The sequence below is a fragment of the Allorhizobium ampelinum S4 genome (genome assembly GCF_000016285.1).
Taxonomy (GTDB): domain Bacteria; phylum Pseudomonadota; class Alphaproteobacteria; order Rhizobiales; family Rhizobiaceae; genus Allorhizobium; species Allorhizobium ampelinum.
In genome coordinates this window covers 2033976-2048548 of record NC_011989.1, presented here as the reverse complement: position 1 = coordinate 2048548, position 14573 = coordinate 2033976, and the positions used below count along the sequence as shown (strand labels likewise).

Here is a 14573-nt window from a genome sequence, read left to right as displayed (position 1 = left end):
CGAAGCCACCCGGTTCTTGCCAACGCGCAAAGAAACTTAAAGCGGACGTTCAATCTTGTCGTAAACGCTCTTCAATGCCTTCAACCGAGCATCATAGGCCTTGGTAATGCAGTCGTTGTCGGCATTGCAGGACTGGCGGGTTTTCAGCCAGACTGTCTGCTGGTCCTGCAATTCGCCGCGATTGCCCATGGGCAGCAGGCCGGAAATCAGCTCGAAAGTCGTGACCATCTTCACGTCGAGATCGTTCAGATCGCGATTGTCGCAAATCGCTTTTTCGTCTGCCTTCAGATCGGTCTTGGTACAATCGAAACTGGCGGCATCGCCGTGGCGGGGCATCATGCCTGCAATCACCAGGGTGCTGAGAAACAAAATCGAGGTGGTGGCAGATGCGGTTTTCATGGTCATGGCTTTCCGGTCATTCGAAGCGGCAGGCTTTTCGCAAGGTAAGGCTATCAAGAATGCACCTCACCAGCAAATGTTCCCCGGTTTGATGGGCCGTGGCGTCTCGGTTTTCATTATTGTCGTTGCGCCGAACCGTCGCCGCTTGAAATGACGATGCTTTGCCACAATTTTCACCCAAGAGCCTATTTTGCTTTGCGAAAACCTCCCATAAGACTTGGCCGTCAAGTTTTGGGAGAATGAAGAGGAAACCCGTATGCGTGGCCTGAAATCGATGTCTCCCGCTGTCATCGTCCTTGCATGTCTGGCCGGTTCGCCGGTACTGGCGCAGGACGCGAAAAGCCTGCCCCAAAGCCGGGCGGATATGCAGATGTCCTTTGCCCCTCTGGTCAAGCAGACCCATGGGGCTGTCGTCAATGTCTATGCCGAGCGGATCGTCCAGAGCCGCGTCAATCCTTTTGCCGGCGATCCATTCTTCCAGCAATTTTTTGGCCAGCGGTTTCCCAACCGCACGGAACGCCAGACCTCGCTGGGCTCCGGGGTGATTGTTGAGGCGAACGGCACGGTGATGACCAATTTTCACGTCATCGCAGGGGCAGACGATATCAAGGTGGCGCTGTCCGATGGCCGGGAATATCCGGTGAAAGTTGTTTTGAAGGATGAGCGGCTGGATCTGGCTGTCTTGAAAATCGACGCTAAGGAAAGTTTGCCGACGCTGAAAATCGCCGATTCGGATAAGATCGAGGTCGGCGATCTCGTGCTGGCAATCGGCAATCCCTTTGGTGTTGGTCAGACGGTGACCAGTGGCATTGTCTCCGGCCTGGCGCGCAACCAGGTATCGGAAGGCGATTTCGGCTTCTTCATCCAGACCGATGCGTCGATCAATCCCGGCAATTCCGGTGGCGCGCTGATGAATATGAATGGCGAGTTGATCGGCTTGAATACCGCGATCTTTTCCAAGGGCGGCGGCTCGAACGGCGTTGGTTTCGCCATTCCCGCCAATCTGGTCAAAGTGTTCCTGGAGGCGGCTGACAAGGGTGCATCATCGTTCGAGCGGCCTTACGTTGGCGCCACATTCGAGCCGGTCACGTCAGATGTCGCTGACGCACTTGGTCTGAAACAGGTTTTGGGTGCGCTGGTGACGAAGACGGTGGAAGGCGGCCCGGCAGACAAGGCTGGTATCAAGGCCGGGCAGGTGATTACGGCGGTGGATGGGGTGATTGTTGAGCATCCCGATGCCCTAAACTACCGCCTGACGACGACAGGCCTTGGTAAGTCGGTGACTTTGAACGTGATTGACAATGGCAAGCCCAAGGACATTACCTTGACGCTGGCCGGTGCACCGGAGACCCGTCCGCGCGACGAACAGGTGATCAAGGACAACAGTCCGTTTGAAGGTGCAACGGTCGGCAATCTGTCGCCACGTCTTGCCTATGAGCTGAAACTGAACACGCAGACAAGTGGCGTGGCGATTACCGCTGTCGCTGATGGTTCGGTTGCGCAGCGGCTTGGCTTCCAGCCCGGCGATATCATCGTCTCCATCAATGGCACCGAGGTTACTTCGTCGCGGGATATGGTGAAGATCGCGGCAGGCTCGCCCGCCTATTGGCGGATTGAGATCGATCGCAATGGCCAGCGGCTGCGGCAGATGTTTCGATGAGCGATCTGTTTGCCCCGAAGCTGGATGAGGACATGGCGGCCCGAAGGCCGCTTGCGGATCGGCTCAGGCCGAAAGCGCTCTCTGATGTGACGGGGCAAGATCATCTGACCGGGCAGGACGGTGTTCTGGCCCGGATGATTGCATCCGGCTCTCTGGGATCGATGATATTTTGGGGGCCGCCCGGCACTGGCAAGACCACTGTTGCTCGGCTGCTGTCGGGGGAGGCGGATCTGGCCTTCGAGCAGATTTCGGCAATTTTCTCCGGCGTGGCGGATCTGAAGCGGGTGTTTGAGGGCGCCCGCGCCCGGCGCATGTCTGGTCGCCAGACATTGCTGTTTGTCGATGAGATCCATCGCTTTAACCGCGCGCAGCAGGATAGTTTCCTGCCGGTCATGGAGGATGGCACGGTCATTCTGGTCGGCGCCACCACGGAAAATCCGTCTTTCGAGCTGAATGCCGCGCTTTTGTCCCGCGCCCGCGTGCTGACCTTCAAGCCGCATGACGAAGAGAGTATCGAGACGCTGCTAAAACGGGCCGAAGCGACCGAGGAAAAACCTTTGCCGCTGGATGAGCCTGCCCGTACCAGCCTGATCCGCATGGCGGATGGCGATGGCCGGGCGGCCCTGACGCTGGCCGAAGAAGTCTGGCGGGCAGCGCGCCAGGGAGAGGTCTTCGATACCGAGGGGCTGACTCGGATCGTGCAGCGGCGCGCCCCGGTCTATGACAAGGGGCAGGACGGCCATTACAATCTGATCTCGGCGCTGCATAAATCCGTGCGCGGCTCGGACCCGGATGCGGCGCTTTATTATCTCTGCCGGATGTTCGATGCCGGGGAAGATCCGCTTTATCTCGGCCGCAGGCTGGTGCGTATGGCCGTGGAGGATATTGGCCTTGCCGATCCGCAGGCGCTGGTGATCTGTAACGCCGCCAAGGATGCCTATGATTATCTCGGCTCGCCAGAGGGGGAGTTGGCGCTGGCGCAGGCCTGCGTCTATCTCGCCACCGCGCCGAAATCCAACGCCGTTTATACCGCCTATAAGTCCGCTATGCGCGCCGCCAAGGAAAATGGCTCGCTGCTGCCGCCAAAGCACATTCTCAACGCCCCAACCAAGCTGATGAAGGGCGAGGGCTATGGGGACGGCTATCGCTATGACCACGACGAGCCGGATGCTTTTTCCGGGCAGGACTACTTTCCAGAAAAAATGGGCCGCCAGACCTTTTACGATCCGCCGGAACGCGGTTTCGAGCGGGATATCCGCAAGCGGCTGGACTGGTGGGCAAAGCTGAGGCGGGAGCGCAGTTGAGATGATGAGGGTTGAGGCAGTCAGCCTTTCCAAAGATCACCTGTTCAGTAAGCAGGGGCGAGATGAGATCGTGCTTCTGGCGGGATTGGGTGTGGAAGGCGACGCTCATCTCGGCGTCACGGTCCAGCATCGCTCTCGCGTTGCCGCCGATCCGAGCCAGCCGAACCTGCGCCAGGTTCATCTTATTCACGCTGAATTGCTAGGAGAGCTTGGAGATAAGGGTTTTTCGGTGCAGCCGGGAGATCTTGGCGAGAACATCACCACAGTTGGAGTCGATCTTCTTGCGCTGCCGCAAGGAACCCGCCTGCATTTTAGCTCAGGTGCGGTGGTCGAGGTGACGGGTCTTCGCAATCCCTGCAAACAGATCAATAATTTTCAGCCGGGCTTGATGCAGGCGGTGCTGGACCGAGCCTCGGACGGTAGCCTGATCCGCAAGGCAGGCGTCATGGCAATTGTCATTGAAGGTGGCGTGGTGCGTCCGGGTGATAGTATCCGTGTCGAGCAACCCGGCGCTCCGCATCGGCCTCTGTTGCCGGTCTAAATTCGCCACCAACCCGCGTTACGGCTCTTATGGGGAAGAAAGCCGCTTTTTGCGGCACGGTCGTTCTTGTGCTTATCGATCCAGGTTTTCCTCGCGACGGAAGATCATGTCTCTCAGCATTATAAAACAATAAAGCGCCGAACACCCTGAAGGGAATGTTCGACGCTTTAAATGTAAATTCAAGCGATCACTTGACCGGTAGATCAGCCAGCCTTGACGGCGTGGCGGGCAACGCGACGGATGTCGTCGCGGCCAATGCCGAGGTCGTGCAATTCGCGGTCCGACATGCGGCCAAGTTCAGTAATGGTCTGACGATATTTGCGCCAGTTGTTCAGCGAGCGAGTGATGTTCATGGTCTTGCCTCTTTTCAGCGTTCGCTGGCAAATCGGCCAGCCCTTCATGTGTTGAGGAGAATATATGCGCTGCGGCATAACTTATGAAGTGCCATTCCAGCGGAGCACCTATGCTGTGATTGCATGGCGCCTCAATGATTTGTTAAGAACTGTCTATTTCTCGAGCAAATTCGGCTCACAATGGTCCCGCTGCTGAAAATCTGCGTTTGAGCGGTTTCAGTCGTTCATGAACGGTGGAGGAGAAGAGGCTGAAAACAATAACGCCCACCGGGGGAGGAGATCCGGCGGGCGTCATTTGAAATGGGCGACAACTGGGAGGAGGAGGGTTGTCAGCCCGTTCGGCGCGCATTGGGAGGAGGAGTATGCGGCGCCGAAACTGAATTGCAGCTTTCGCTGCTCGCATCCGTAAACACTGATGTTCTCGTCTGCTGTTGGTATTTATCTAATCGTTTTTATGGGTTTTGTGCAGTGCGATATTGTCATGTGAGCTATGCATTTCGCGCATGTGGTAATTATCGCTGGCTGAATACCCATGCCAACCTGATAGTTCTCGCTGCTGCGACGCTGAAATCGGGTTTTCGACATTGTTGAAAAGGCGCCTATATAGAGGACTGCCGCGACGGACGGAGCTATGATGTATCGGGCGAAACTGAAGAAAGATCTTGATCGCTGGACCGGCATGGGCCTGATCAGCAAACAGGCCGCCGAGGCGATGATCGAGGATCATGATGGCCGGGCGGGCAATTTCAATATCGGCGGCGTTTTGCTCATGCTGTCGGCAGTGCTGGTCTCTGCCGCCATCCTGCTGCTTGTGGCGGCCAATTGGCAGGCCATTCCGCGCCTGGTGAAGGTGTCTAGCCTGATTCTGCTGATCTGGGGCTTTCATGGCGGCGCTGCCTTCTGCCTCGCTCAAGGGCGGCAGGCGTCGGGTCATGCCCTTCTGGTGCTGGGAGCAGCCAGTTTCGGCGCAGCACTGTCGCTGGTTGGGCAGCTGTATCACCTGTCGGGTGACCTTCTCGATCTGCTTTATCTGTGGATCGGTATGGCAAGCCTGTCCTGCCTATTGTTTCGCTCCGGTGCGATGGCGGCTTTCGTTGGTGTTCTGGCGCTGGGCTTGGCGGCTGCAACCCTTGACCAGTTTGATTTCTCCTGGACGCTGGAGGCAGTTTGGACACCGCCCCTTTTGGCTGTGCTCGTTACAGGCTTGGCACTTTTCACCGGAAACATCCGGGTTCAGCATATATCCGGCCTGCTGATTCTTGGCTGGCTTGCCTGGATCTATGCGCAGATCATGCAGCCAGGCCTTGCCATGGCCTATGTGGCTTTAGGGGTGGCCGCATTCGCAGCGTCAGCCTTGCCGCTGCTCGCCCGGTATATGTCCGTGCAGATTGCCGGTTTTCATGCCTTGCTGCTGGCGGCAATGGGTCTTTTCATCCTCAATATTGAGTTTGATCACGGTTTGCCACTGGCGCTGGTGGCCGTCACTGCGGTTGGTATCTCCATTGCGGCCCTTGTGCTTCGTGGGCGTCACGACGGTGTCGTGAGGGCGCTGGCTTATCTGATTTTCGCAGGCGAGATCCTCTATCTGTCCTTCACAACAATTGATTCTCTGTTGGGGACATCGGGCTTTTTCCTGATCGCCGGTGTGATTGTCGCTTTGCTGGCCCTCGGCGTCAGCCAGATGGAAAAGCTGCTGGGTACGCGCAAGCGTCCGATGGCGGTTGAAGGACGGGAGCGGTCATGATGCAGCGCAATCATATTTTTCGTCTGGTTTCCGCGGCGATTCTTCTGGCTGCCCTGCAAACGGCGGCGATCGGCTACCAGATTGGCGAGCGGGCCAATATTTTGCGCAACGGCCAGGAGGTCCTGCTGCGGACCGAGGCGGTCGATCCGCGCGATCTGCTGCGCGGCGATTTTGTCGTGCTGAATTATCCGATTTCCCGCATTCCTGAAGAGAAGATCATCGGTCCTCGTCCATCAAGCCGACAGGATGTGCGTCTGCATGTCCGTGTCGTGCCGCAGGCCGATGGCTTTGCCACGGTCGAAGAGGCGTCGGTCGCCGATCTGCCGGCAAAGCCGGGAAGCGTCGTGCTGTTAAGCGAACCGCTGTCCTTTCCATCGCCTCTGGCGCCCGGAGACAGTTTGACCGTCCATTACGGGATCGAGCGATTCTATGTCCCTGAAGGCGAGGGCCGCGATATCGAGGCACAGCGTAATCAAGGTGCGGTTTCAATCGCCATACGGGTGTCTCATGCGGGACGGGCGCAGATCCGGCAATTGTTCGTTGCGGGCCAGCCGGTTTATCGGGAACCGGATTTTTGACCGATGCCTGTCGGGATGTGATTTCACGGTGAGGACATGTCACTGTCATTTTTCCTTTGCGTGTTGAAAAACGGGTGTTATAGAGACCGCGCTCCGGCGGGGTCATGCAAAGTGCATGACGTTCTGATGGATCGCGGGTATGGTGAAATTGGTAGACACGCCAGATTTAGGTTCTGGTGCCGCAAGGCGTGGGAGTTCAAGTCTCTCTACCCGCACCAGAACGTAAGGCAGCAAGGCAGAGGGCGGGAATGCGTGCATTCCGGCCCATTGTTTGTATGTTAGGGTCTGTGTGATGAGGCCTGCACGCGTGGCCTGTGGAGCTGCTTTGCCTGGCAAGATGCTAAATGTTTGCCACACAGCCGCCTCTGGATCAGCGGAGGGCGTGCTGGCTGCATAATTCCTTGAACCGGATTGGCTCAAGGAATTATGCAGCGAATTTAAAGTGTTACAGCGTCCCTTGTGCGTTTTATCAAACGCACGGCACTGTGGAAAACCACCGGCTGCCTCGCAGCCGAGACGATAAGAACCGGCTGTCCGGGCACGGGCGCCAACGAAACACATGGCTGTCCGAGCATGGCTGCCACGACACGAAGGTTAGAACATGCAGGTTATCGAAACGCTCGCTGAAGGGCTGAAGCGCGAACTCAAGGTCATCATTCCGGCCGCTGACATGGAAGCGCAGATGAATGAGCGCCTTGCCGACGTTAAGGACAAGGTTCGCATCAACGGTTTCCGTCCGGGCAAGGTACCGGCAGGTCACCTGAAGAAGATGTATGGCAAGTCGGTTATGGCCGAACTGGTCAATGAAATCGTTCGCGACCGCCCGTCCGCAATCCTGTCTGAACGTGGTGAAAAGTCCGCGACCCAGCCGGAAGTGGCGATGACCGAGGACGAGGCGGAAGCCGACAAGATCCTCAATGCGCAGGCCGATTTCGAATTCACGCTTGCCTATGAAGTCATTCCCGCTATCGAATTGAAGCCGGTCGACGGCATCAAGATCGTCCGCGAAGTCGTTGAAGTGTCGGAAGACGAAGTCAACGAACAGATCATGAAGATCGCCGAAAGCGCGCGGACCTTCGCCACCAAGGACGGTGTTGCTGCTGATGGCGACCGCGTCACCATGGATTACCTTGGCAAGGTCGATGGCGTTCCCTTCGACGGTGGCAAGGACGAAGATGCAGAGCTGGTCATCGGCTCCAACCGCTTCATCCCCGGCTTTGAAGAGCAGCTGGTTGGCCTGAAGGCTGGCGACGAAAAGGTCATCAACGTGACCTTCCCGACCGAATATCCGGCTGCAAATCTGGCTGGCAAGGACGCCACCTTTGACATCACTGTCAAGGAAGTTGCGGCTCCTGCTGAAACCGAGATCAATGACGAGCTGGCCACCAAACTCGGCCTGGAATCGGTCGATAAGCTGAAGGAAATCGTTCGCGGCCAGATCGAAAGCCAGTACGGCAATGTGACCCGCCAGAAGATCAAGCGTCAGATCCTTGATCAGTTGGACGAGATGTACAAGTTCGAAGCGCCTTCGCGTCTGGTTGATGCCGAATTCGACAATATCTGGCGCCAGATCAACACCGATCTGCAACAGTCCGGCAAGACCTTCGAAGATGAAGAGACCACCGAAGACGCAGCCCGCGAAGAATATCGTGCGCTTGCCGAACGTCGCGTTCGTCTCGGCTTGGTTCTGTCCGAAATCGGTGAAAAGGCCGCTATCGATGTGACCGAGGAAGAAATGCAGCGTGCGCTTTACGCTCAGTTGCAGCAGTTCCCAGGTCAGGAAAAGCAGATCATCGACTTCTTCCGTAACACGCCCGGCGCCTCCGCCTCGCTGCGTGCTCCGATCTTTGAAGAAAAGGTCATGGACAAGCTGATCTCCGAGGTCAATGTTACGGACAAGACCGTGACCAAGGAAGAACTGCTGGCTGAAGACGAAGACGGCGACGACACCAAGCCTGCCAAGAAGTCGGCCAAGAAGAAGGCTGCCAAGGCTGAAGACGCTTCCGCTGAAGGCGAAGAAGCCGCTCCAAAGAAGAAGGCAGCCGCGAAGAAGAAGGCTGCTGACGAAGGCGACGCTGAATAAGCGACCCTTCTACGACTTCGGTAATGATAAAACCGCCTTTCGGGGCGGTTTTTTTTATGCTGATGAGCGCTGTTCTGAAAGGTAGGGTGGGGCTTGATGGGACAGGGGTGGTGCTTCCAGAGAATCAATTGTCTTTGATAGAAGGCTGTAGAAAAATCCGTGGGTGTTGGAGAGCGGCATGGAGATAGAATTGATCCGCAGTGCCACGCTGCGGTTAAAGATGGCCGGGCTAACGCTGCTGATTGACCCTTGGCTGGCGGCAAAGGGGCAGGGCCGAAGCTATCGCGGGGCCTTGGCCTCGCCACTGGTCGATCTGCCAATCCCGGTCGAGCAGGTGATTCACGGCATTGACGCGGTGCTGGTTTCGCATCTTCACTCCGATCATTTCGACGATGTTGCCAAACAGCTATTGCCACCTGACATCTCATTATTCTGCCACCCACGCGATGTGGCGGCGATCCGTGCCATGGGCTTCTCGCGGGTGATCGGGATTGAAAGTGCCACACAGCTTGGCGACGTGCGTCTGGAAACGACATATGGCCAACATGGGCCGCCTGAGGTGCTGGCGGATATGGGAGACGTCAGTGGCTTCCTGCTGCGTGCCGCCGCTGAACCGGTGCTTTACTGGGCTGGCGACACCATTCTGTGCGATGCGGTGCGGCAGGTGCTTGTTGATCACCGCCCGGATGTGATCGTCGTTCACGCCTGCGGTGCGGAATGGAACGGTTGTGGGCCGCTGGTAATGGATGCCGCCATGGTGATGGAGGTCTTGCACCTTGCGCCCCAAGCCATGGTCATAGCTACTCATCTCGACGCCGTCGACCACGCCACCGTCAGTCGCTCCGATCTTGCCGCCGCCGCACAGAGGCAAGTGCCAGAGGTGAGAGCAAGGCTCTACATTCCCGCTGATGGCGCCAGCCTGGTTTTCTAGATTATTCCCGCAAAAGTGCGCAGCGGTTTAGCTCGGGCGAATGCCAGGTTTTCGAGCCTATTGCGCCGCATTTTTCACGGTTTTTTCGACCTTCAGTTCTCCCATCCGGTTCCAGGCGTCCAGTCCGGCGATTTTATAGGCCTCTGCCAGCGTCGGGTAATTGAAGGTGTTTTCGACGAAATATTCCACTGTTCCCTTCAGGTTCAGCACGGCCTGGCCGATATGGACCAGTTCGGTTGCGCCTTCGCCAACGATATGAACGCCGAGCAGGCGGCGGGTTTTCAGCGAGAAGATCATTTTCAACATGCCGCTATCGAGGCCCATGATATGGCCGCGTGAGGTCTCGCGGAAATGGGCAATGCCGCATTCATAGGGAATGGCGCGTTGCTTGACCTCTTCCTCGGTCAGTCCACAGGTGGAAATCTCGGGCACGGCATAAATCCCATAGGGGAAATATTGTGGCGGTTCGCCGGAAGGGGCGCCAACGGCATGGCGGGCGGCAATACGGCCCTGTTCCATCGATGTGGAGGCCAGACTCGGAAAACCAACCACGTCACCGGCCGCATAGATATTGGGGACATCGGTCTGGAACGTCTCCGGATTGACCTTCAACCGGCCACGGTTATCAGCTTCCAGCCCGCAGGCTGCAAGGTTCAGCGTATCGGTGGCGCCGACTCGGCCTGCGGCAAACAGCACCATTTCGGAGGTCAGCACCCGGCCATTCTTCAGCGTCACCCGACATTTGCCATCTTCTTTTTCGACCTTTTCCGCCGATTGTCCGAAGATCAGCTTCATGTTGCGGTCACGGAGCTGGTAGGAAAAGTCCTCGACGATTTCCTTGTCAATGAAATCCAGCATGCTGTCGCGCGGCTCGACCACCGTCACCTGGGTATCCAGAGCGCTGAAGATCGTCGCATATTCGATGCCGATAACGCCCGCGCCGATCACCACCATGGAACGGGGCACGTCCTTGATATGAACGATGTCGTCGCTGTCGAGAATGCTGACGCCATCGAAGGCGATGTGCGCAGGCCGGTGCGGCCGGGTGCCGACTGCCAGCAGGATTGCATTGGCGCTGACGCGCTGCACTTCGCCGTCTTCCTTGGTGACCTCAAGCGTGTGAGCATCAAGGAAGATCGCGTGACCGCGCAATTGCTGCACCCGGTTGCGGGAAAACTGGTGTTCCAGCACATCGACTTCATGGTCGAGGGTGATCAGTAGGCGGCGGCGAAGGTCATCGGCGCTGATTTCCTGCTTGACGCGGTAGGAGCGGCCATAAAATCCGCGCTCGCGCCAGCCGGTCAGGTTGAGAGCGGTTTCACGCAGCGTTTTGGAAGGGATGGTGCCGGTATGGACAGAGACCCCGCCGACATGACCGCCGCGCTCGATGACCAGGACCTTCTTGGAAAGCTTGGCGGCCTGAATGGCAGCCCGGCGTCCTGCGGGACCGCTGCCGATTACCACGAGATCATACTGGTACATATCCGTTCTTCCTGTTTGCTACCGGCCTGCCTTGACCGTTGCCTGGCTTGTCTCGCAACGCAATTGCGTATGCCAATGACGACAATGTAGCAGAGCATTCTAACTGTTTGGTTATCCCGCATTGCACTGCACACAAAAAATCCCCTGAAAAAAGTGGGTCTTTGAGGGGCTCATACGGCACGAGGGACATCCGCGAAAGGAACGGCTGTTCATAAAACGAATCCGGAAATGGTGCTATCAGCTTGATATGTCGAGCAGATGGCGATTTTCGCGGGCTGCTGTGGAAGAATATCCAGCAAACATAGAGAGCTACAGCGAACCTTTGTGCGCCATATAGGGCAACACGGCATTGTAGTGGCTCAGTGATTGCGCCACCCGGTCGGGACAGCCTATATATTTGGTGTTCCTCCCGCCAATATGGATCTGCTCATGTCTCTTGCCTCCTTTAATCCGCGCGTCGCCCGGCTCGCGACGCCGCCCATTCCCTCGGTTTTCGGTTGGGGACGGGCTTATGACGCAGCAGCGGGACCGTTGATCGATCTGTCGCAGGCCGCACCGGGCCATCCGCCGCATGCCGATCTGCTGGCCTGGCTCGCACAAGCGGCGGGGTCTGCCGAAGCCTGCGGTTATGGGGCAATCGAAGGTGAACTGGTTCTCAGGCGGGCTTATTGCACGCATCTGTCCGAGCTTTATGGTGCAGCTTTCACGCCGGAGCAGATTCACATTACCGCTGGTGCAAATCAGGCCTTCATCTGTGCTGCCATGGCACTGGCGGGGGCGGGCGAAAGGATCGCGCTGACCGATCCCTTCTATTTCAACCACGATACGACGCTCGCCATGCTGGGCATCGAAACAGTCGCCTTGCCCTGCGACAGCGACAACGGTTTCCTGCCGGATCTTGACCGGGCGGAACAGGTGGTGAAAAGCGGCATCAAGGCGCTGGCGTTGGTAACGCCCAACAATCCGACCGGTGCGGTCTATCCGAAAGAACTGCTCGCCGATCTCTACCGGCTCTGCCGCGCCCATGGCGTCTGGCTGATTGTCGATGAAACCTACCGCGATTTTCTCAATCCTGAATTCGGCAGGCCGCATGAGCTGTTTTCGCAGCCGGATTGGCCGGAGGGTCTGATCCAGATTTACAGTTTTTCGAAATCCTTCGCCATCCCCGGTCATCGTCTGGCGGCGATTTGCGCTGGCGGACCTGTGGTGGAGCAAATCGCCAAGATTATGGATAATTTGCAGATCTGCGCGCCGCGTGCTGCCCAGATCGCGCTTGCCAAGGCTTTGCCGGTTCTGGATGGCTGGCGGGCGGAAAACGCCGCCGAGATCGCCCGGCGTACCGTGGCGCTGCGCCGGGCCTTCGACCTTGTGCCGCAATGGCATTTGGCATCGATCGGCGCTTATTTCGCCTTTGCTCGCCATCCGTTCGGACAGGCCGCCTCCATCGATGTCGCCGAACAACTGGCGCGGCGAGCGGGCATTCTGGCGGTTCCCGGCGGATTTTTCGGGTCGCGGCAGGAGGGGTATCTGCGGCTTGCCTTCGCCAATGTCGATTGCCCGACCATCGAGACATTGCCGGACCGGTTGAGGACATTTACGTTGGCTGGTTGAACCCTGTCTGGAAAAGGTGACGATTATGGCCTTCGACAATGAAAAGCTCGACGCGCTGCGACGTAAATATGGCGGCGAAACCGGCGGGGAAGTGTTTGATCCCCGCTTCAAGCGGGTGGCTGAAAAGATTTTTGACAGTAAGGGAACAAGGCTTGCTCCTTATTCCGGCATTCCGACGTTTCTCTCGGCGCCCTATCGGCAGGTCGAGGCGGACAATCCGGATTTTGGCGGTTTGGACGTGGGCATTATCGGCGTGCCGATGGATCTGGGCGTCACCAACCGCCCTGGTTCCCGCTTCGGGCCGCGTGCCTTGCGCACCATCGAGCGGATCGGGCCGTATAACCATGTGCTGGATTGCGCGCCTGTCCATGAATTGAAGGTGGCTGATGTCGGTGATGTGCCGTTTGCCAGCCGCTATAGATTGGAACAGAGCCATGTCGATATTGAACAACGTATCGGTCAGATGGTGACACAAGGAGTGGTGCCGCTTAGCGTCGGCGGCGATCACTCAATTACGCATCCGATCCTGAAGGCCGTCGGGAAAGACCGACCGGTCGGGCTTATTCATATCGATGCCCATTGCGATACCAGCGGCCTGTTTGATCAGACCAAGTTTCACCATGGCGGCCCATTTCGAAATGCGGTGCTGGATGGTGTATTGGACCCGTCGCGCACGGTGCAGATCGGTATTCGTGGACCGGCGGAATATCTTTGGGAATTCAGCTATGAAAGCGGCATGACAGTTATTCATGCCGAAGAGATTTCAGCGCTTGGCATTCCAGCGGTGATCGCCAAGGCTTTGCAGGTGGTCGGGGATGGTCCGACCTATCTGTCTTTTGATATCGACAGTCTCGATCCGGCCTTTGCGCCAGGAACTGGCACGCCCGAGGTCGGCGGCTTGACCACGCGCGAGGTGCTGGAACTGCTGCGCGGTCTGAAAGGTGTCAACCTTGTCGGTGGCGATGTTGTGGAAGTCGCGCCGCAATATGACAGCACCACAAATACGGCGCAGGCGGGGGCGCAGGTGCTGTTCGAAATCCTCAGCCTGATGGTTTTCAGTCCGTCCATTGGCAAGGAATAGGCATTTCAAGACGTGGTAAAGGTAAAGGCGGGGCAGGGTGATTAGGTCTCCCACGCCTTTTTATGAAGGAACTAAAACTCCCCCGAAGGTGGAGGTCTATTTATTCCATAAATAAAAACCCGGCAATCTTTCAATGCCGGGTCTGGAAACTGTTGCCGCCATGGAAGGCCGGTTTATTTCTTGATCGAGCCGACGGCCAACTGGTCAACCTGGCGATTGAGCCGCAAACCAATGACCGGGATCATCCGGTCTTCGACCTTGACTGAAATGGTGACGTTCATGGCCTTTTCGTCTTCGATGCTGGCGACCATGGCACCGTTCAGTTTGGCGCGGTTAATGCCCATGACCACCTTATCGCCATTCACCTGGCCGGAGATAATGTCGAGGCCTTTGCCTTCGGCACCGTCGAGGAATTGGCCGCTATAGGCGCCGCCCTTCATTGAAATCACGGCATTCATCGGTTGGGAAAACACGCCGACCCGGCACGTCCCGCCCAGCTTGATGCCAGCCTCTGCACCTTCGACAGGCTCACCCGTCAGATTGCAGTTGAATTTTGTACCCTTGTACTTTCCAGCGACGATTTCGCCCGGTCCGCTCCAGACGCCGGAAACGGATTCGAAGAACTGGCGATCCTTCTGGGCTGCATCAGCAACGCCTGCCGGAAGGGCAATGGCGCAGGCAACGGCAAAACTGCCGAGTAGCAAAGAGAAACGGTGCGGCATCGGCTTTCCTTGGCGTAATCGACGAACACTTGTTGGCTGATTTATAGTGCAAGGATGGTTAATATTTCCTTAGTCGCCATCGTC

13 protein-coding genes and 1 tRNA gene are annotated in these 14573 nt (G+C 57.4%); 10 read left to right on the top strand and 4 right to left on the bottom strand.

Going from position 1 to position 14573, the window contains the following annotated elements:
• Positions 1–36: 36 nt before the first annotated feature.
• Entirely contained in the window at positions 37–399 is a 363-nt protein-coding gene (locus AVI_RS09755) for a lysozyme inhibitor LprI family protein (protein WP_041696660.1), read from the bottom strand.
• A gap of 256 nt (positions 400–655) precedes the next feature.
• On the opposite strand from AVI_RS09755, the gene AVI_RS09750 reads away from it, so the two are divergent.
• From AVI_RS09750 to AVI_RS09740, 3 genes are read left to right on the top strand one after another with little or no spacing between them, the layout of a single operon-like run.
• Positions 656–2059, top strand: a complete 1404-nt coding sequence (locus AVI_RS09750; RefSeq protein ID WP_015916197.1) for a DegQ family serine endoprotease — start codon at positions 656–658, stop codon at positions 2057–2059.
• Positions 2056–3363 (top strand): replication-associated recombination protein A, encoded by a 1308-nt coding sequence (locus tag AVI_RS09745; protein ID WP_015916196.1) that lies wholly within the window; start codon positions 2056–2058, stop codon positions 3361–3363. Before AVI_RS09750 ends, AVI_RS09745 begins: the two co-directional genes overlap by 4 nt.
• Before the next feature lies 1 nt (position 3364).
• Positions 3365–3904, top strand: a complete 540-nt coding sequence (locus AVI_RS09740; RefSeq protein ID WP_015916195.1) for an MOSC domain-containing protein — start codon at positions 3365–3367, stop codon at positions 3902–3904.
• Positions 3905–4107: 203 nt separating this feature from the next.
• Here the strand turns inward: AVI_RS09740 and AVI_RS09735 are convergent, their stop codons facing one another.
• Complete coding sequence (locus tag AVI_RS09735) at positions 4108–4257, bottom strand: DUF1127 domain-containing protein (protein WP_015916194.1); 150 nt, start codon at positions 4255–4257, stop codon at positions 4108–4110.
• Between the two features lie 634 nt (positions 4258–4891).
• On the opposite strand from AVI_RS09735, the gene AVI_RS09730 reads away from it, so the two are divergent.
• From AVI_RS09730 to AVI_RS09710, 5 genes are all read left to right on the top strand, one after another.
• Complete coding sequence (locus tag AVI_RS09730; protein WP_049777177.1) at positions 4892–6001, top strand: DUF2157 domain-containing protein; 1110 nt, start codon at positions 4892–4894, stop codon at positions 5999–6001.
• Complete coding sequence (locus tag AVI_RS09725; RefSeq protein ID WP_015916192.1) at positions 5998–6579, top strand: GDYXXLXY domain-containing protein; 582 nt, start codon at positions 5998–6000, stop codon at positions 6577–6579. The genes AVI_RS09730 and AVI_RS09725 overlap by 4 nt, the downstream gene beginning before the upstream one ends.
• Positions 6580–6712: 133 nt before the next feature.
• Positions 6713–6797 (top strand) — tRNA-Leu (locus tag AVI_RS09720).
• 383 nt (positions 6798–7180) lie between these two features.
• Positions 7181–8662, top strand: a complete 1482-nt coding sequence (gene tig, locus AVI_RS09715; protein ID WP_015916191.1) for a trigger factor — start codon at positions 7181–7183, stop codon at positions 8660–8662.
• Between the two features lie 178 nt (positions 8663–8840).
• Entirely contained in the window at positions 8841–9593 is a 753-nt protein-coding gene (locus AVI_RS09710; RefSeq protein WP_015916190.1) for an MBL fold metallo-hydrolase, read from the top strand.
• A gap of 57 nt (positions 9594–9650) precedes the next feature.
• Here AVI_RS09710 and sthA read toward each other — a convergent pair whose 3' ends face one another.
• Positions 9651–11075 (bottom strand): Si-specific NAD(P)(+) transhydrogenase, encoded by a 1425-nt coding sequence (sthA, locus tag AVI_RS09705; protein ID WP_015916189.1) that lies wholly within the window; start codon positions 11073–11075, stop codon positions 9651–9653.
• A 429-nt stretch (positions 11076–11504) separates the two neighbouring features.
• Between sthA and AVI_RS09700 the strand changes: the two genes are divergently transcribed.
• Positions 11505–12686 carry an aminotransferase gene (locus AVI_RS09700; protein ID WP_015916188.1) on the top strand — a complete coding sequence of 394 codons (1182 nt, stop codon included), beginning with the start codon at positions 11505–11507 and terminating at the stop codon, positions 12684–12686.
• A gap of 25 nt (positions 12687–12711) precedes the next feature.
• Entirely contained in the window at positions 12712–13767 is a 1056-nt protein-coding gene (speB, locus tag AVI_RS09695) for an agmatinase (RefSeq protein ID WP_015916187.1), read from the top strand.
• A 173-nt stretch (positions 13768–13940) separates the two neighbouring features.
• Here speB and AVI_RS09690 read toward each other — a convergent pair whose 3' ends face one another.
• Positions 13941–14489: a hypothetical protein gene (locus AVI_RS09690; RefSeq protein WP_015916186.1), complete on the bottom strand. Its 549-nt coding sequence runs from the start codon at positions 14487–14489 to the stop codon at positions 13941–13943.
• Positions 14490–14573: the final 84 nt, after the last annotated feature.

Bases quoted from the DNA above. Each gene is read 5' to 3' on its own strand.
- AVI_RS09730 (WP_049777177.1), top strand. From the start codon at position 4,892: ATGTATCGGGCGAAACTGAAGAAAGATCTTGATCGCTGGACCGGCATG.
- AVI_RS09735 (WP_015916194.1), bottom strand. From the start codon at position 4,257: ATGAACATCACTCGCTCGCTGAACAACTGGCGCAAATATCGTCAGACC.
- AVI_RS09740 (WP_015916195.1), top strand. From the start codon at position 3,365: ATGATGAGGGTTGAGGCAGTCAGCCTTTCCAAAGATCACCTGTTCAGT.
- AVI_RS09690 (WP_015916186.1), bottom strand. From the start codon at position 14,489: ATGCCGCACCGTTTCTCTTTGCTACTCGGCAGTTTTGCCGTTGCCTGC.
- AVI_RS09755 (WP_041696660.1), bottom strand. From the start codon at position 399: ATGAAAACCGCATCTGCCACCACCTCGATTTTGTTTCTCAGCACCCTG.
- AVI_RS09745 (WP_015916196.1), top strand. From the start codon at position 2,056: ATGAGCGATCTGTTTGCCCCGAAGCTGGATGAGGACATGGCGGCCCGA.
- AVI_RS09700 (WP_015916188.1), top strand. From the start codon at position 11,505: ATGTCTCTTGCCTCCTTTAATCCGCGCGTCGCCCGGCTCGCGACGCCG.
- AVI_RS09725 (WP_015916192.1), top strand. From the start codon at position 5,998: ATGATGCAGCGCAATCATATTTTTCGTCTGGTTTCCGCGGCGATTCTT.
- tig (WP_015916191.1), top strand. From the start codon at position 7,181: ATGCAGGTTATCGAAACGCTCGCTGAAGGGCTGAAGCGCGAACTCAAG.
- sthA (WP_015916189.1), bottom strand. From the start codon at position 11,075: ATGTACCAGTATGATCTCGTGGTAATCGGCAGCGGTCCCGCAGGACGC.
- speB (WP_015916187.1), top strand. From the start codon at position 12,712: ATGGCCTTCGACAATGAAAAGCTCGACGCGCTGCGACGTAAATATGGC.
- AVI_RS09710 (WP_015916190.1), top strand. From the start codon at position 8,841: ATGGAGATAGAATTGATCCGCAGTGCCACGCTGCGGTTAAAGATGGCC.
- AVI_RS09750 (WP_015916197.1), top strand. From the start codon at position 656: ATGCGTGGCCTGAAATCGATGTCTCCCGCTGTCATCGTCCTTGCATGT.